Source organism: Streptomyces sp. NPDC055632 (genome assembly GCF_053618675.1).
The window spans coordinates 22249-38811 of record NZ_JBSHHY010000049.1; the positions used below are offsets into that span (position 1 = coordinate 22249).

Below are 16563 nucleotides of genomic sequence, written 5' to 3' on the forward strand. Positions count from 1 at the left end.
CGGAGCCGTACGCCCGCCCGGAATGAGAACGCACGAGGTGGGCGGAAGGTGCCGCCCCATCCGAAAAGTGTTCGCTTCGGCCCCGGCCGGTCACCACAATCCCCGCATGGAGCCGATCACCCTCACCACCGACCGACTGCGGCTGCGCAACCCCGTCCCGGGCGACGCCGAGGCCGTGTACGCGATCTGCCAGGACCCCGCCATCCTGCGCTGGACCACCGTCCCCGACCCCTATACCCGGCAGGACGCCGACTTCTTCCTGAACCGCCTGGTGCCCGACGGCTGGCGCGAGGACACCGACTACTCCTTCCTCGCCGAACCGCTGGCCGGGGGCCCGCCGCTCGCCGCCGCCTCCCTGAAGAACCAGGGCCCGGGCACCTGGGAGGTCGGCTACTGGCTGGCCGCGGACCACCGCGGCCACGGCTACATGACCGAGGTCGTCCGCGCCCTGGCCCACTGGGCCTTCACCGGCCTCGGCTGCACCCGTCTGGTGTGGCGCGCGGAGGTGGGCAACACCGGCTCGCGCGCGGTGGCCGAGCGCGTCGGCTTCGTCGTGGAGGGAATCCAGCGCGCCGGCCTGCCCAACAAGGGCACGCTCCGGGACGGCTGGGTCGGCGCCCTGCTCCCCTCCGACTTCGGCCTGCCGAGCCCCCTGCCGTACCTCCCCTCGCCCGACCTCCCGTCGCCCGGCCTCCCGGCGGCGTGACGCGATCCCGCTCCCGCTGTCAGTGCCGGGGCCTAGGGTGCGGTCCATGACGACTGCGCCGCGCCCCGCCGCCGAACTGTCCGCCGACGAAGCCCGCAGGATCGCGCTGCGCGCCCAGGGGTTCCTGGGCGCTCCCGACCGCCGCGCCGGGGTGCGCGGGGTGCTGCGGAGCCTCGGGCAGGTCCAGCTCGACACCATCTCGGTCCTGGCCCGCTCGCACGAGCTCATCCCGTACGCGCGCCTGGGCGCCGTGGGCCGCACCACGGTGGAGGACGCGTACTGGACGGGGGCGCACGCCTTCGAGTACTGGTCGCACGCCGCCTGCGTGCTGCCCGTCGAGGAGTGGCCGCTCTTCGCCTTCCGCCGGCGCGCCTACCGCGACCGCCCGCACTGGGGCCACGAGCTGTCGCCCGGGGCGTACGACAAGGTGATCGCCCAGCTCCGGGACGAGGGCCCGCGCACGGCGACCGAGCTGGGCGGCGCGAAGAACAAGGGCGAGTGGTGGGACTGGTCCGACTCCAAGATCGCCGTGGAGCGGGCGCTGATGTACGGCGAGGTGGTGGTCGTCGAGCGGCGCGGCTGGAAGCGGGTCTACGACCTGGCCGAGCGGGCGATCCCCGAGACGCTGCGCCACGACGACCTGGACGACGCCGAGTGCGTGCGGCGCCTGGTGCGGCAGGCGGGCGAGGCGCTGGGCGTGGGCACGCGCGCGGACATCGCCGACTACCACCGGCTCAAGGCCGAGCAGTTCGACGCGGCGGTCGAGGCGTCGGGGCTCGTGCCGGTGACGGTGGCGGGCTGGGGCAAGCCCGCCTGGGCGGACCCGGCGGCCCTGGCGACCGAGCCGCGCGGCCGGCACCGCACGACGCTGCTCTCGCCGTTCGACTCGCTGATCTGGGAGCGGGCCCGCACCGAGCGGATCTTCGGCTTCACGCACCGCCTGGAGGCGTACGTGCCGAAGCAGAGGCGGATCCACGGCTACTTCGCGATGCCGGTGCTGGCGGGGGGCCGGCTGGTCGGCCGGGTGGACCCGGCCCGCGAGGGCCGGACGCTCGTGGCCCGCCAGGTGACCCTGGACGGCCCCAAGGCGGTCCCGGCGGTGGCCCGTGCCCTGCGCGAGGCGGCCGAATGGGTCGGCTGCGACACGGTGACGATCCTCCCGGACCGGGTGAACCTCCCGACCCTGGCCCCGGAACTGGTGCGGGAACTGGGCTGAGGTCCGGCCCGGACCGCGGGGGTCCGGGGCGGGGGTCACCGGATCTCGAGGATCTTCTCCCGCATCGCACCGCATCCCCCGGGGGACGACCCCCGGACCCCCGGCAAGGGCACCCTCGGGCCGGAGCCTCACCGGATCTCGAGGATCTTCTCCCGCATCGCGTACACCACCGCCTCCATCCTGGAGTGCAGCTGAAGCTTCTCCAGGATGTTCCGGACGTGGTTCTTCACCGTGTTCTCGGAGATGAACAGCTCCTTCGCGATGTCCCGGTTGTTCATCCCGGTCGCGACGAGCTTGAGGACCTCCAGCTCGCGGTCGGTCAGCCGGGGCGCGGGCACGAGCCTGCGCTCGTCGGTCCGCTGGATCATCGACTTGAACTCGGTGAGGAGCTTGGACGCCATGGAGGGGCTGATCTGCGACTGCCCGTCCGCGACCGCGCGGATCGCCGTGGCGACCTCGTCGGTGGAGATCTCCTTGAGGAGGTACCCGGTGGCCCCCGCCTTGATCGCCTCGTAGAGGTCGGCCTCCTCGTCGCTGATCGTCAGCATGATGATCTTCGCGCTGGGGGCCACCTCCTTGATGGTGGTGCACGCCTCGATGCCGCCGCGCCGGGGCATCCGCACGTCCATCAGGACGATGTCCGGCAGCAGATCGGCCGCCTTTTCGACGGCCTCGGCCCCGTCACCGGCCTCTCCGACGACCTGGATGTCCTCTTCGTGGAAGAGGACGATCTCCAGACCGCGCCGGAAAAGGGCGTGGTCGTCCACGACGAGGACCCGGATCGGCTCCTTGCGGAACGCCCCGCTGTCCGAATCCGATCCCTCCGGGACCGCCCCCTCGTGCTCGCGCCCGCTGAGCACCGGCCCGAAGCTGTCCGCCATCGTTCCTCCCCCTGAAGGCCGTGGCCTGAATTCGTTTCCGGTCCTCCAACCCGTGCCCAGGAAGCACCGGTTGGCGTGCGCTCCATGATTTCATGCCCCGGCGGCTGCGGGTCGATCCATGGACGCACGGGGGTGCCCCTGGGGGCGCACCGCGCGCTCCAGGGGCACCGTGAGATGTGGTCGGTGCGGACCGGCGGTCAGCCGCCGAGCGCACCGCCGGCGCCGCCGTCGGCGAGCGGGTCGCTCTCGGCGAGCGGGTCGCTCTCCAGATGGATGACGCCGTAGTCGTACGCGTGTCGCCGGTAGACGACGCTCGGCTGCTTGGTGTCGGAGTCGACGAAGAGGTAGAAGTCGTGCCCGACCAGCTCCATCTCGTAGAGCGCCTGATCGAGCGTCATCGGTGCGGCCTTGTGGGTCTTCTCGCGGACCACCAGCGGGCCGTCGCCCTGGACTTCGATCGAGCCCACCATCCTGGTGGGCACCTCGTCGGTCTCGCCCGCGACCAGCTTGCCGTCCCCGTCGAACTGGGCGACGCCGGGCACGACGTCCCCGACCTCGGCCGCCGACAGCCGGCCGTTGCCACGGCGGGTGTACCGCTTGTCGTGCTGCTTGCGCAGTCGCGCCTCGAGCTTGTCGCTGGCGAGGTCGAGCGCCGCGTACGGATCGGCCGCCGCGGCCTCCGCCCGGATCACCGGGCCGCGGGAGTGGAGGGTGATCTCCACGCGGTCGGACCGGTCGGCCTGCCGCGGGTTGGGCTCCTTGGACACCTCGACGTCGAGGCTGATCACCTTGCCGTCGAGCTTCTGGATCTTCTCCAGCTTCAGCTTCTCGGCCACGTGCTTGCGGAACCGCTCGGGCACCTCGGTCTTGCGGCCCTTGACGACGATGTCCACGCAGAACTCCGTTCCCGGATCGCCCGGATCGGCTCCTCGGCCGCCGGGCATCTCCCTTTGCACCAGACTCCGGATGGTTTACCGGAGCTCGGACTCGGCGACTTTCACCTCCTCCTCCCCGGTCGAGAAGATCCCCACCCCTTCGACAGGAGGTTAATTCGCCCTGAACTCCTGTCCAGAGGCGCAACCATGTATTCGGCGAGGCGATGGCTTTCGCCATTCCTCACAACCGAACATAGCCCCTTCGGACGGGTGTCGGCACCCGCTGCCGCGACATACCTCCGTTCGGGCGTTTTCACCTCTCACCACCTGCAACGATCCAAGATCTTGAGGAGTTCCGGTTTATTTCGAACGAAGCGGGAGAGGATGCGATCACGGCCGCCGCCCGCTGTTCGAATCCGTGCTGCGCGGAAGCGGCCGTTAAACCGTGCGGTATTTCAGAAATGAACGAAAGGCGTACGGCTCCGAGGGCGCGGGCCGCCTCCGCCAGCGAGGCGCCGGTGGTCATCAGGTCGTCCACGAGCACCACCGTTCCCGCCGCCCGCCCTGCCGTCCGTCCCGCCGCGCTGCCCGTGGTGCCGACCGTCGTGCCTCCAGCCGCGCTTCCCGCCGCCAGGAGCCGCGCGCCGCCCGGTACGACCTCCAGCGCTCCGGAGAGGTTCGCGAGGCGCCCGCGCGCTCCGAGCCCGGCCTGGTCCGCCACGTACCGCCGCTGCCGCAGTACGGGCACCACCCGCGCGTCCCGTCCCGTCCGCCGCAGCCGGGCGGCCGCGGCCAGGGCGATCCGCCGCGTCGGATCGTGGCCACGCGCCCGTACGGAGCGCCGCGAGGACGGCACCGGTACGAGGAGCAGCGGCCCGCCCCCGGATCCCGCCACGGCCCCGGCGGCGGCCTCCACGGCACCGGCCAGGGCGCCACCCAGGGGACCGGCGAGCGCGAGCGCCCCGCGTTCCTTGTGGGCGAGCAGGACCTCCCGTACGGCACCGGCGTAGGGCGCGGCCGCGTGGACCGCGGGCAGCCCGGCGGGCTCGGGCGCCGGCCGCACCCGGTACGGCCCCGTCCCGGTCAGCTCCTCCGCGCACTCCGGGCACAGCTCGGTCCGCGGTCTGCCGCAGCCTCCGCAGGCGACCGGCAGGACCAGCCCGGCGATCTCGCGCCACCACCCCCGCATGGCTCCACTGTGCGCCTTCCCGCGGCCCCCTGCCACCCCTGTGGAAAACCCCTCGCCGACCCCGCTCCCGAGGCGCGCCGGAGAACTCCGCGAGCCCCCCGGAGTACGTCAGGTGCGCCCCGGGCGGCCGGGGACTCCGGTGGTGCGGGCGACCGGGGGAGGGTCCCGCGCGGACGGGCGCGGGCCGCCGCACCAGGGCCGGTTCTAGCCGGGATAGACCGGCGAGTCCCCGTCCTTCACCACCGGCTGCCAGTTCGTCCCCGGCGGCAGCCGGACGATGCCGTCCTCGGAGTCGGCCACCATGGGCGTGTCCAACGACTCCGTGTGCGGCGCGGACACCGACGTCACCCCGTTCAGGCCGGGGAGCACCGAGGTCGGCGAGGTCGAGCCGTCCGTCTGGAGGTAGCGGATCTGCTGCACGCCCCCCGCCTCCTTGCCGACCACGACGAGCCGGCTCGGCCCGGCCCAGGAGACGGCCGTGACCGACTCAAGGCGGGGGGCGGCGGGCTGGAGGTCCACCACCGAGACGGTGGCCTCCCCGTCCGTCGTCCGCCGTTCGATCCGGCCGATCTGGAGGGTGGTGCGCTCGCCCCGCTCGACCACCAGGGCGATCCGGACGCCGTCGGCGGAGACCCGCAGCGACTCGATCCGGTCCTCCCCCAGCCACGGCGTGCGGACCTCGACGGGCTCCCCGGTGCCGTCCGGCACCATCCACAGCTTGTTCTCGGCGGGGTCGCGGTCGGCGACCCACAGGTCGCCCCGGCCGCCCCAACTGGGCGCGGAGAGACGGTCCTCCGACCGGAGGCCCTTGCTGCTCAGGACCGGCTGCCGGGAGCCCTGATCCGTGGTGATCGAGGAGACGAACAGCCGATGGGCGTCCTTGTCGACCCCGGCCGCCCGGGTCTCGCCCCGGTCGACGGCGATCGAACCGAGCGCCACCGAACCCTTGCCGAGCGGTCCCGGCACGTCGACCGGCGAGGCCGTCTCCTTGCCGGCGACCACCAGCTTCTTCAGCTTGCCCTGCTCGTCGACGAAGTACGGCTTCTCGTCGAGGTCGGCCTCCCGGACCGCCGCGAACTCGGCCGCCTGCCCCTTGCCGAGCCGGCACAGCGAATCCGACCCGTTCAGGAGCTCCACCTGCTCGACCCGTACGGACGGCAGGTCGCGCAGCGTGAACAGCAGCTGCGCCGCCATCCGCCGGCACGCCACCCCGTCGACCCGGTTGCCCTGGAACTCCAGCGGCACCTTCAGCGTGGACTGGTCGTCCGTCGTCAGGGTGGTGACGTCCTTCTTCAGCGTCGTACGGGAGGGGAAGCTGGAGTCGACGGCCTGCTTCAGCCAGTTCGTCGGGCCGTCGAGCAGCGCCTTGACCGTCTGGGTGACCGGGTCCATCCGGGTGACGGGGTCCTGCCGCTGCCGGATGTAGACGGGATCGGCGACGACCCAGTCCTCCCCGGAGGCGAAGTAGTACTTGTTGACCGACCGGTAGTTGCGGAGGAAGTCGGCCTCGCCGAGGACCAGGCCGGGCGGGAGGCTGTCGATGCGCCACTCCTTGCCCTTGCCGTTCCCCGTCGGCTGCTGCACCACGTGGATCGACCACAGGTAGTCGGCGGGGCTGATCGGCTGGTAGGCGTGGCGGGCGTCCACCGTCGCGACCTTGCGGCCGGCGAGCGGGTAGACCCGGCCCTCCTTGTCAGGGTCGGCGTTGCGGTCGGCCTGCTTGCGGTTGGGCGCGGTGGCGAGCACGGTGATGCTCTGCTCCGGCTTCCAGGTACCCGCGGCCTTCTTCGTCAGGTACTTGCGGGCCGTGGCGAAGCCGGGGTCGTCACTGGTCATGGCCTCCAGGAAGCCGTCGACGATCTCCCCCGGGTCCGCGTTCTCACGGGGGGCAACGGCGTAGACCCGCACCTGCGAGTCGCCCGTGTTGGAGCCCTTCACCGTCTGCACGTCCCCGCTGTCGGGCATCGTCGCGCAGCCGCCCGCCAGGAGCGCGCCGCACGCGGCCAGCAGCGTCGAGCGTGTGATCCGTCCCCGCCCCGCCTGCTCCGCTCGGGAGTCAGCGCCCACGTGTCCCGCCCTCCTGCTCCGCGTTCCCGGCCCCGTTCCCCCGGCCGTTCCCGTTCTCGTTGCCGTTGCGGTCGGCCGTCGCCGTGCCCGGCGCGCGGCCGTCGGTGTCCGCCGCCGCCCGCGCCACCACCCGGGCGCCGCTGCCGGGCAGCGCCGTCGGGTCGACGGTCGCCCGGGGCGCCCCGGGAAGCCTCGGCGGTACGGGGAGCGGCGTCCGGTCCCCGCCGGACTGCGCCGGCACCGCCGTACGGCGGGCGGCCGCCTGCTCGCGGTTGCGGCGCGAGTCCTCGGGCTCCAGGGGTATCGGGGAGCCCCGCAGCGGCTCGTCCGCCGTGCGCGGCAGGGTGAGCCGGAACTGCGAACCGCCGCCGGGCTCGCCCCACGCCTGGAGCCAGCCGCCGTGCAGCCGTGCGTCCTCGACGGCGATCGACAGGCCGAGGCCGGTGCCGCCGGTGGTGCGGGCGCGGGCCGGGTCGGCGCGCCAGAAGCGGTTGAACACCCGGGTCGCCTCGCCCGGCTTCAGCCCGACGCCGTAGTCGCGGACGGCGACGGCGACGGCCCCGCCCGCGGCGGCCAGCTTCACCACCACGTCCCGGCCCTCGCCGTGCTCGACGGCGTTGACGACGAGGTTGCGCAGCACCCGCTCGACGCGGCGGGCGTCCGCCTCGGCCACCACGGGCTGCTGGTCGCCGACGACCACGATCCGGGTGTTCTTGCGCTCGGCGAGGGGCTCGGCACCGCCTATGACCCGGCGCACGACCTGCCGCAGGTCTATCGGCTCGGCCTCCAGGGCGGCCGCGCCCGCGTCGAAGCGGCTGATCTCCAGGAGGTCGGAGAGCAGCGACTCGAAGCGGTCGAGCTGGTCACCGAGGAGTTCGGCGGAGCGTGCCGTGACGGGGTCGAAGTCCACACGGGCCTCGTGGATGACGTCGGCCGCCATCCGGACCGTGGTCAGCGGGGTGCGCAGCTCGTGCGAGACGTCCGAGACGAACCGCCGCTGCATCCGCGACAGCTCCTCCAGCTGCTGGATCTTGAGCTGGAGGTTCTGCGCCATCTTGTTGAAGGCCTCGCCGAGCCGCGCGATGTCGTCCTCGCCGGTGACCTTCATCCGCTCCTGGAGGCGCCCGGCCGAGAGCCGCTCGGCGATCCCGGCGGCCATCCGCACGGGCGTGACGACCTGGCGCACCATGAGCCAGGCGATGGCGCCGAGCAGCACGACGACGAAGAGCCCGGCGGTCGCCAGGGTGCCCTTGACCAGGGCGAGGGAGTCCTCCTCCTGGGTCAGCGGGAAGAGGTAGTAGAGCTCGTACTGGGTGCCCTCGGCGTCGTTCAGCCGCTTGCCGATCACCAGGCCGGGCTCGGACGCCTTGCTGCTGGTGTAGTGGATCCGCGTGAACTTCTGGAGAGTATCCGTGCTCTGCGCCACCAAGAGCCGCAGGTCGCGGGGGATGCTCGCGGCCGGGTCGACCTCGCCGGAGGCGCGGACGCCGCGGCTCGCGGTGTCACCGGTGTCGAGGGAGAGCGCGACCACGTTGAAGGCGCTCTGCCCGCCGCTGGCGAGCTGCTCGACCAGGGTGGAGCGCCAGTTCACGGACGCGCCGTCCCGCCCGCCGTCCGGCTGCCCGGGCGTCGAGGGGGTGGTCGCCGCCCGGTCCTGGGCGGCGGAGAACCCGCCGGCGGCCTGGCCCTGGGCGGCCTTCTCCTTGGCGTCCAGCAGACCGTTGCGGACCTGCCCGATGACGACGATGCCGAGCAGCAGCACGACCCCGAGCGACATCAGCAGGGTGCCCGCGACGATCCGCAGCTGGATGTTCCGCCGCCACAGGCGCACGGCGGGCAGCAGGGGCCGGCGGATCCAGCGCGCGAGGAGCCGGAAGACCGGCCCTCCCCGCGAACCGTCCTGGAGGAGCCTTCCGCCGCGCGGCGGACGGCCGGAACGCGAGCCCCCCCGCCCCGGTCCGGCAGCCCGCCCCGTACGGCTTCCCGGGTCCCCGGGCTTCGGAGCAGTACTGCCCGTACTCATGCTCAGCTCGGTCCCGCCTTGTAACCGACGCCACGGACGGTCACCACGATCTCCGGACGCTCGGGGTCCTTCTCGACCTTCGAGCGCAGCCGCTGGACGTGCACGTTCACCAGCCGGGTGTCGGCCGCGTGCCGGTAGCCCCACACCTGCTCCAGGAGGACCTCACGGGTGAAGACCTGCCACGGCTTGCGCGCGAGCGCCACGAGGAGGTCGAACTCCAGCGGGGTCAGGGCGATGGACTGCCCGTCCCGCTTCACGGAGTGCCCGGCCACGTCGATGACCAGGTCACCGATGGTCAGCTGCTCCGGAGCCGGCTCCTCGGACCTCCGCAGCCGCGCCCGGATGCGGGCGACGAGCTCCTTCGGCTTGAACGGCTTCACGATGTAGTCGTCGGCGCCGGACTCCAGGCCCACGACCACGTCGACCGTGTCGCTCTTGGCCGTGAGCATGACGATCGGCACTCCCGACTCGGCCCTGATGAGCCGGCACACCTCGATGCCGTCCCTGCCGGGCAGCATCAGGTCGAGCAGCACCAGGTCGGGCTTCGCCTCCCTGAAAGCGGCAAGCGCCTTGTCACCGTCCGCGACGAACGACGGCTCGAACCCTTCACCCCGCAGCACGATGCCGAGCATCTCGGCCAGTGCGGTGTCGTCGTCGACGACAAGAACGCGTCCCTTCATATCGACATCATCCCATTTCCGTATCAGTCCTGAGGTGGCTGGTGAGATACCTCACTGACCTGCGGCGACGCCCTTGATCAACCGCCGGTGACCGTCCGTGTCCGTGGGTGTTGATGTCAGTCATGGATGTCACCCCCGTGTCCCCCGTGGTCGCGCAGAACCGTACCCCGCGCATCCCGCCGCTGCCCATGGGACGAGGTCGGAGGTGGAGAAACCTGTAACGGCTCCTCTGCTACTCCGTTGTGAGTGCGTCGGCGATGTCCTGCATGTGCCCGGTGACGACGTCGGCTTGTGCCTCGCTGAAAAGGTCCGCCTTGTGGGGCTTGTCGGCGTAGCCGATGACCGTCGCTCCGGCTGCGTGGGCGGCCTGGACGTCGGTGAGGGAGTCCCCGATCAGCGTGCAGCTGGTGACATCGATGTGCATCTGTTCGGCTGCCGTGATGAGCGGGAACGGGTTCGGCTTCATCAGGTGGAGCTGCTCGGAGGGGCGGCCCACGATGTGCGTGACGTACTGCTGCAGGCCGTGGAGTTCCAGGAAGGCCCGTACGCACTCGGCGGAGTTGTTGCTCACCACCGCGACCCCTCGATCGGCCGCGCGTGCCGCCCGCAGGGCTTCCGCCGCTCCCGGGGTCGGCTGTCCGGCCACCGCGACGGCTCGCACCTCGGCGGCGGTCAGGGCCCGCTCGATCTCCTGGCCGATTTCGGTGTCGGCCTCGTGCGCGATGCGCAGGACTTCGATCGGGTGGTCCGTCCGGGCGGCCTTCGCCCCCGCGGCTTCGTCCCGGGCCGAGAGGAGTGCGGTCAGCTCCCGTGCGACTTCGGGTGCCGGCAGTCCCGCGAACACGTCGCACACGGGCCCGTCGAAGTCGAAGAGGACGACGCGGGCGTTCGCCAGGGTCTCGGTGAGCAGGTCGTCGTGCGTCAAGATCGAAGTCCCTTCCGATGGTCTCCCAGACGCGGTCGAACCACATCTGGACTTGCTGAACCCACTGGGCTCATCCCCCTGCCCAATCTTCACCTGCCGTGACCTGTCCCACAGCGCCTCCCCCCTGTCACGGTCGTGATCCTGTGGAGAACGACCCGCTCGGCCCGGCGCCACACGGTTCGCACGGCCGGATCGGGCATCCGCACAGTGTGCCGTCTGCCGCCCGCACGATGAAGGTCCGGACGAAGCTACGAAGGACGAGGCCGCTCCCGCCCACGGGTGGGCCCCGCGTGGCACGATGGCACCCGGCCCGCCGCCGTGTTCAGGTGTCGGCCGCCGTGACCGAGCCGGTTCGCCGATCCGGCACCGCGACCATTCCCACGAGGTGGACGACCGTGAACGACACTCCGGGCTGGACCTCGCCCGGATCCGCCCCTTCCGGCGACCAGGACGGCCCCGGCGTTCCCCGGCCCGCCGGCCCGGCCGACGTGAACGGCTCCACCTCCCAGTGGTCCAAGGACCAGCCCCCCGCCGGCCGGTGGTCCCCGCCCACCGGCCAGACGCCGCCCCCCGGCCCCGGACGGAACTGGGGAGCCCCGCCCGCCGGAGCGCAGTGGGGCAAGCCGCCGGCGGCGAAGCCGGGTGTGATCCCGCTGCGCCCGCTGAGCGTGGGCGAGATCCTCGACAGCGCGGTGAAGACCCTCCGCGCCCACTGGCGCGCGGTCCTGCCCGTCATGGCCGTGCTCGCGCTGTTCGCCCAGGTCACCCACACCCTGGTCCAGCGCTACCTCGTTCCGCCGACCCCGGAGGTCGACCCGGACGCCACGCCCTCCGAGGCCCTGAAGCAGCTCGTCGAATCGACCCGCGCCTCCCTGATCGGCCTGGGCCCGGACACCCTCGTGTCCCTGGTGGCGCTGCTGATCAGCAGCGCCCTGCTGGCCGTCGTGGTCAGCCGCGCGGTCCTCGGCCGCCCGGTCTCCCTGGGCGCCGCCTGGCAGGAGGCCCGCCCGCGCCTGCTCCAGTTGCTCGGCCTGACCCTGCTGATCGCGGCCATGGGTGCCGGCATCATGCTCGTCGGCCTGCTTCCCGGACTCCTGGTCGGCGGCCCCCCGGGCGTGCTCCTGATCGTCCTCGGCGGCCTCGGCGCCCTGGTCCTGAACGTCTGGCTGATCATCCGCTTCAGCCTCGCCTCCCCCGCCCTGATGCTGGAGCGCGGGGGCGTGGTCCAGTCCCTGAAGCGCTCGGCGAAGCTGGTGCGGGGCTCGTGGTGGCGGATCTTCGGCATCACCCTGCTCACTCAGCTGCTGATCATCCTGTTCACACTGATCATCTCGATCCCGTTCGTCGTCATCGGCTTCGTGGTCGACGGCGAGGCCCTCTCCAGCCTGTCCTCCGGCTCCGCAGAAACCTTCGGCTGGCCGTTCCTGATCGCCACGGGCATCGGCGGCGTGATCACCAGCGCGGTCACCTACCCGATCTCCGCCGGTGTGACGGTCCTCCTCTACGTGGACCAGCGCATCCGCCGGGAAGCCCTGGACCTCGAACTGATCCGGGCCGCGGGCCGCCCCGAGACCGGCCCCGAGCCCGGCGACCGGGCCGTCGGGAGCTGACGGCGTGACGGTCGCGGGGGGAACGGGCACGGCGCTGGCGCGCCTGCGCGCCGACGGCGACGTACCGGTGGACATCTCCCGTGTCCCCGCCCGCGAGGCGGCGGAGCGGGAGCTGTCCGACCCGATGTACCACGAGAACGACCCGAGCCTCCTCCAACGCGGCCTGAACCGCCTCTGGGAGTGGCTGGACCGCCTCTTCGGCTCCGCGTCCGACGTCGCCCCGGGCGGGCCGCTCGGTCTCGTGGTCGTCCTCCTGGTGGTGGTCGCGCTCGTCGCCGCCCTCTGGTGGCGCCTCGGCACCCCCCACCGGACGCCCGCCACCACGGGCGACTCCCTCTTCGGGGACGGCCCCCGCTCCGCCCGCGACCACCGGGAGGCCGCCGCCCGCCACGCCTCCGCCGGTCGCTGGAACGAAGCCGTCCAGGAACGGATGCGGGCCGTCGTCCGCTCCCTCGAAGAACGCGCCCTGCTCGACCCCCGCCCCGGCCGCACCGCCGACGAGGCGGCCGCAGAGGCGGGCCGCTCCCTCCCCTCCCACGCGGACGCCCTGCGCCGCGCGGCCCGCGCCTTCGACGACGTCACATACGGCGGCCGCACCGCCGACGAGCCGACGTACCGCCACGTCGAGGAGCTGGACACCGCCCTGGAACGGACCCGTCCCGCCCTCAACACCGCCTCCACGGGGACGCCCGCATGAGCAGCGCGACCACCGGAACCCCGACACCCGGCGGCGAGCCGACCACCGACGCCCCGGCGCCCACCACTCCGACCGGCAGCACGTCGACCGCCCTCTCCGCCCGCCGGATCTGGACCCGTGTCCACGGTGTGGCCCTCGTCGTCGCCGTGGTCCTGATCGGCGGCCTCGTCCTCGCCACGGTCCGCTCCACCAACGCCCACGGCGCCCTCGACCCCCGCTCCACCGACCCCCACGGCAGCCGGGCCGTCGCCGAACTCCTCAAGCAGCGGGGCATCACGCTCACCCTCGCCACCACCCTCGACGAGGCCACGGCGGCCACGACCCCCGGAACCACCCTCCTGGTCGCCGCCCCCGACCTGCTGACGGACGCCCAGCTGTCCACGCTCCGGACCGCCGCGCAGACCTCCGCCGGCCGCACGGTCCTCCTCGGCGCCGGCTCCCCCTCCCTCGACATCCTGGCCCCGGGAATCACCAGCGCCCCCGACACCGCCGTCACGAACCTCTCCCCCGCCTGCACCCTGCCCGCCGCCACCCGCGCCGGCAGCGTCGACCTGGGCGGCGAACGCTACGAGGTCGCCCCCGGCACCACGGCCGACTCCTGCTACCCCTCCGACGGCCTGCCGACCCTGGTCCGCCTCCCCGGCACCGGCACCACCGACACGGTCCTCCTCGGCTCGCCCGACATCCTCCACAACACCCGTCTCGACCAGCAGGGCAACGCCTCGCTCGCCCTGCAACTCCTCGGCTCCCGGCCCCATCTCGTCTGGTACCTCCCCTCCCTGTACGACGCTTCCGCCGACGCGCCCGAAGACGACACCACCGGCAACTTCCTCGCGCTCATCCCCTCCGGCTGGCTGTGGGGCACGCTCCAGCTCGCGCTCGCGGCCCTGCTCGCCGCCTTCTGGCGCGGCCGCCGCCTCGGCCCCCTGGTGACCGAGCGGCTCCCCGTCGCCCTCCGCGCCTCCGAGGCCACCGAGGGCCGCGCCCGCCTCTACCGCAAGGCGAACGCCCGCGACCGCGCCGCCTCCGTCCTGCGCACCGCGACCCGCACCCGGCTCGCCCCGCTCCTCGGCGTCCCCTCCCGGGACGCCCACTCCCCCGACCTCCTCCTCCCCGCGCTCTCCGCGCGTCTCCCCGGAACCACCGCGGACCCCAGGGACCTCCTCTTCGGCCCGGCTCCCGCCGACGACTCCGCCCTCGTCCGCCTGGCGGACCAACTCGACGCCCTCGAAAGAGAGGTACGCACCTCATGAGCGCCCTGACCCCCGAGACCGCTACGAACTCGGACGGCGCCCGCGCCTCCCTGGAGGCCTTGCGCACCGAGATCGCGAAGGCCGTGGTCGGCCAGGACCCCGCCGTCACCGGTCTCGTCGTCGCCCTGCTCTGCCGGGGGCACGTCCTCCTCGAAGGTGTCCCGGGCGTCGCCAAGACCCTGCTGGTCCGCTCGCTCGCCGCCGCGCTCGAACTCGACACCAAGCGCGTCCAGTTCACCCCCGACCTGATGCCGAGCGACGTCACCGGCTCCCTGGTCTACGACGCCCGCACCGCCGAGTTCTCCTTCCAGCCGGGCCCGGTCTTCACCAACCTGCTGCTCGCCGACGAGATCAACCGGACGCCCCCGAAGACCCAGTCCTCCCTCCTGGAGGCCATGGAGGAACGCCAGGTCACGGTCGACGGCACCCCGCGCCCGCTGCCCGAGCCGTTCCTGGTCGCGGCGACCCAGAACCCCGTCGAGTACGAGGGCACTTATCCCCTCCCCGAGGCCCAACTGGACCGGTTCCTGCTGAAGCTGACGGTCCCCCTGCCCTCACGCGCGGACGAGATCCAGGTCCTCACCCGTCACGCCGAGGGCTTCGACCCCCGCGACCTGAAGGCCGCCGGCGTCCGTCCCGTCGCGGGTCCCGCCGAGCTCGAAGCCGCCCGGGCCGCCGTCGCCAAGGTCTCGGTCTCCGCCGAGATCGCCGGCTATGTCGTCGATATCTGCCGTGCCACGCGTGAATCCCCCTCGCTCACGCTCGGGGTCTCTCCCCGAGGCGCCACCGCCCTGCTCTCCACCGCCCGCGCCTGGGCCTGGCTCACCGGCCGGGACTACGTCACCCCGGACGATGTGAAGGCCCTCGCTCTTCCCACCCTGCGTCATCGCATCCACCTGCGGCCCGAGGCCGAGATGGAGGGAGTCACCCCGGACTCCGTCATCCACTCGATCCTCGCCCACGTCCCCGTCCCCCGCTGAGAACGGCGCCCCATGGCCCTCACCGGACGAACCGCGCTGCTCGCGGCCCTCGGATCGCTCCCCGTCGGCATCCTCGCCCCCAGCTGGACGGGGATGCTCGCGGTGAACGCGCCCCTCTCACTCGCAATACTGTGCGACTACGCCCTGGCCGCGCCAGTACGAACGCTCCAATTCACCCGAAGCGGTGACACATCCGTTCGACTCGGTGACGCAGCCGAGGTGCAGCTCACGGTGACCAACCCGTCCCGCCGCCGCCTCCGAGCCCAGCTCAGGGACGCCTGGCCGCCCAGCAGTTGGCTCCCCGGCACCGAACGGTCCGCCTCGCGCCGACACCTCACCGTCCCCGCCGGCGAGCGCCGCCGCCTGACGACGTCCCTGCGCCCGACCCGCCGGGGCGACCGCCGCGCCGAACGGATCACGGTCCGCTCGTACGGCCCCCTCGGCCTCGCGGCCCGCCAGGGCAACCACGAGGTCCCCTGGACCGTCCGCGTCCTGCCCCCGTTCACCAGCCGCAAGCACCTGCCGTCCCGCCTGGCCCGGCTCCGTGAGCTCGACGGCCGCACCAGCGTGCTGACCCGCGGCGAGGGCACCGAGTTCGACAGCCTCCGCGAGTACGTGCCCGGTGACGACACCCGCTCGATCGACTGGCGCGCCACGGCCCGGCAGACCGCCGTCGCCGTCCGCACCTGGCGCCCCGAGCGCGACCGCCACGTCCTGATCGTCCTGGACACCGGCCGCACCTCGGCCGGCCGCGTCGGTGACGTCCCGCGCCTGGACGCCTCCATGGACGCGGCCCTCCTCCTGACGGCGCTCGCCTCCCGCGCCGGCGACCGGGTGGACCTCCTGGCCTACGACCGCCGCCTCCGCGCCCAGGTCCAGGGCCGCTCCGCGAGCGACGTCCTGCCCGCCGTCGTCGACGCCCTCGCCCCGCTCGAACCGGAGCTGGTGGAGACCGACGCCCGCGGCCTGGCCGCGACCGCGCTCTCCCGTGCTCCCCGCCGTTCCCTGATCGTCCTGCTGACGGGCCTCGACGCCGCCCCCGTCGAGGAGGGCCTCCTCCCCGTCCTGCCTCAGCTCACCCAGCGCCACACACTCGTGGTGGCCTCCGTGGCCGACCCGCACATCGCCCGCATGGCCGCGAAGCGCGGCACGGCGGAGAGCGTGTACGAGGCCGCTGCGGCCACGCAGACGCAGTCCCAGCGCGCCCGCACCGCGGACCAGCTCCGACGCCACGGCGTCACGGTCGTCGACGCCATTCCCGACACCCTGGCCCCGGCCCTGGCGGACGCGTACCTCGCCTTGAAGGCGGCCGGCCGACTCTGAGGCTCACCTATCCCGGGTCCGGGACTGGGCTCGGGAAAAGGACGGTGAACGCAGAAAAGCCCCGCACCAGATGGTGCGGGGCTTTCCCACAATGATTGTTCGGCGGTGTCCTACTCTCCCACAGGGTCCCCCCTGCAG

Annotated in this window: 14 protein-coding genes; 7 read left to right on the forward strand and 7 right to left on the reverse strand. The window is 72.9% G+C overall.

Annotation, left to right across the window (positions count from 1 at the left end):
* Positions 1-106 precede the first annotated feature (106 nt).
* Positions 107-706 (forward strand): GNAT family N-acetyltransferase, encoded by a 600-nt coding sequence (locus ACWGSR_RS34420; protein ID WP_453572703.1) that lies wholly within the window; start codon positions 107-109, stop codon positions 704-706.
* 46 nt (positions 707-752) lie between these two features.
* The gene (locus ACWGSR_RS34425) at positions 753-1922 is read left to right on the forward strand and encodes a winged helix-turn-helix domain-containing protein (protein WP_453572706.1); all 1170 of its coding nucleotides are present in this window, start codon (positions 753-755) and stop codon (positions 1920-1922) included.
* A gap of 128 nt (positions 1923-2050) precedes the next feature.
* On the opposite strand, the gene ACWGSR_RS34430 is transcribed toward ACWGSR_RS34425, so the two are convergent.
* The 7 genes from ACWGSR_RS34430 to ACWGSR_RS34460 all read right to left on the reverse strand — a co-directional run bounded on the left by ACWGSR_RS34430 (position 2051) and on the right by ACWGSR_RS34460 (position 10562).
* Positions 2051-2803 (reverse strand): response regulator, encoded by a 753-nt coding sequence (locus ACWGSR_RS34430; protein WP_376238248.1) that lies wholly within the window; start codon positions 2801-2803, stop codon positions 2051-2053.
* Between the two features lie 197 nt (positions 2804-3000).
* Positions 3001-3696, reverse strand: a complete 696-nt coding sequence (gene hpf / locus ACWGSR_RS34435) for a ribosome hibernation-promoting factor, HPF/YfiA family (RefSeq protein ID WP_376238250.1) — start codon at positions 3694-3696, stop codon at positions 3001-3003.
* 295 nt (positions 3697-3991) lie between these two features.
* Positions 3992-4867, reverse strand: coding sequence for a ComF family protein (locus ACWGSR_RS34440; RefSeq protein ID WP_453572710.1), 876 nt, complete (start codon positions 4865-4867; stop codon positions 3992-3994).
* Between the two features lie 204 nt (positions 4868-5071).
* The gene (locus ACWGSR_RS34445) at positions 5072-6934 is read right to left on the reverse strand and encodes an LpqB family beta-propeller domain-containing protein (protein WP_453572713.1); all 1863 of its coding nucleotides are present in this window, start codon (positions 6932-6934) and stop codon (positions 5072-5074) included.
* Positions 6924-8957, reverse strand: a complete 2034-nt coding sequence (mtrB, locus tag ACWGSR_RS34450) for an MtrAB system histidine kinase MtrB (RefSeq protein ID WP_453572716.1) — start codon at positions 8955-8957, stop codon at positions 6924-6926. The genes ACWGSR_RS34445 and mtrB overlap by 11 nt, the downstream gene beginning before the upstream one ends.
* Positions 8958-8959: 2 nt before the next feature.
* Positions 8960-9637, reverse strand: a complete 678-nt coding sequence (gene mtrA / locus ACWGSR_RS34455) for a two-component system response regulator MtrA (protein WP_010356958.1) — start codon at positions 9635-9637, stop codon at positions 8960-8962.
* 232 nt (positions 9638-9869) lie between these two features.
* On the reverse strand, positions 9870-10562 hold the full coding sequence (locus tag ACWGSR_RS34460; protein WP_453572719.1) for an HAD family hydrolase: 693 nt from the start codon (positions 10560-10562) through the stop codon (positions 9870-9872).
* Between the two features lie 395 nt (positions 10563-10957).
* On the opposite strand from ACWGSR_RS34460, the gene ACWGSR_RS34465 reads away from it, so the two are divergent.
* Genes ACWGSR_RS34465 through ACWGSR_RS34485 form a run of 5 tightly spaced genes read left to right on the forward strand, consistent with a single transcriptional unit; the run spans position 10958 to position 16425 of the window.
* The gene (locus ACWGSR_RS34465) at positions 10958-12172 is read left to right on the forward strand and encodes a hypothetical protein (RefSeq protein ID WP_453572722.1); all 1215 of its coding nucleotides are present in this window, start codon (positions 10958-10960) and stop codon (positions 12170-12172) included.
* Positions 12173-12176: 4 nt separating this feature from the next.
* A complete protein-coding gene (locus tag ACWGSR_RS34470) occupies positions 12177-12869 on the forward strand; it encodes a DUF4129 domain-containing protein (protein WP_453572724.1) in 693 nt (230 codons plus the stop codon).
* Positions 12866-14122, forward strand: coding sequence for a DUF4350 domain-containing protein (locus ACWGSR_RS34475; protein WP_453572726.1), 1257 nt, complete (start codon positions 12866-12868; stop codon positions 14120-14122). The genes ACWGSR_RS34470 and ACWGSR_RS34475 overlap by 4 nt, the downstream gene beginning before the upstream one ends.
* Positions 14119-15102 (forward strand): AAA family ATPase, encoded by a 984-nt coding sequence (locus ACWGSR_RS34480; RefSeq protein WP_453572729.1) that lies wholly within the window; start codon positions 14119-14121, stop codon positions 15100-15102. The genes ACWGSR_RS34475 and ACWGSR_RS34480 overlap by 4 nt, the downstream gene beginning before the upstream one ends.
* 12 nt (positions 15103-15114) lie before the next feature.
* Positions 15115-16425, forward strand: a complete 1311-nt coding sequence (locus ACWGSR_RS34485; protein WP_376238272.1) for a DUF58 domain-containing protein — start codon at positions 15115-15117, stop codon at positions 16423-16425.
* Positions 16426-16563: the final 138 nt, after the last annotated feature.

What these genes read in the sequence shown, in the direction of transcription:
- ACWGSR_RS34475 (WP_453572726.1), top strand. Translation starts at nt 12,866, where the DNA reads ATGAGCAGCGCGACCACCGGAACCCCGACACCCGGCGGCGAGCCGACC.
- ACWGSR_RS34430 (WP_376238248.1), bottom strand. Translation starts at nt 2,803, where the DNA reads ATGGCGGACAGCTTCGGGCCGGTGCTCAGCGGGCGCGAGCACGAGGGG.
- mtrA (WP_010356958.1), bottom strand. Translation starts at nt 9,637, where the DNA reads ATGAAGGGACGCGTTCTTGTCGTCGACGACGACACCGCACTGGCCGAG.
- ACWGSR_RS34485 (WP_376238272.1), top strand. Translation starts at nt 15,115, where the DNA reads ATGGCCCTCACCGGACGAACCGCGCTGCTCGCGGCCCTCGGATCGCTC.
- mtrB (WP_453572716.1), bottom strand. Translation starts at nt 8,957, where the DNA reads ATGAGTACGGGCAGTACTGCTCCGAAGCCCGGGGACCCGGGAAGCCGT.
- ACWGSR_RS34425 (WP_453572706.1), top strand. Translation starts at nt 753, where the DNA reads ATGACGACTGCGCCGCGCCCCGCCGCCGAACTGTCCGCCGACGAAGCC.
- ACWGSR_RS34420 (WP_453572703.1), top strand. Translation starts at nt 107, where the DNA reads ATGGAGCCGATCACCCTCACCACCGACCGACTGCGGCTGCGCAACCCC.
- ACWGSR_RS34440 (WP_453572710.1), bottom strand. Translation starts at nt 4,867, where the DNA reads ATGCGGGGGTGGTGGCGCGAGATCGCCGGGCTGGTCCTGCCGGTCGCC.
- ACWGSR_RS34480 (WP_453572729.1), top strand. Translation starts at nt 14,119, where the DNA reads ATGAGCGCCCTGACCCCCGAGACCGCTACGAACTCGGACGGCGCCCGC.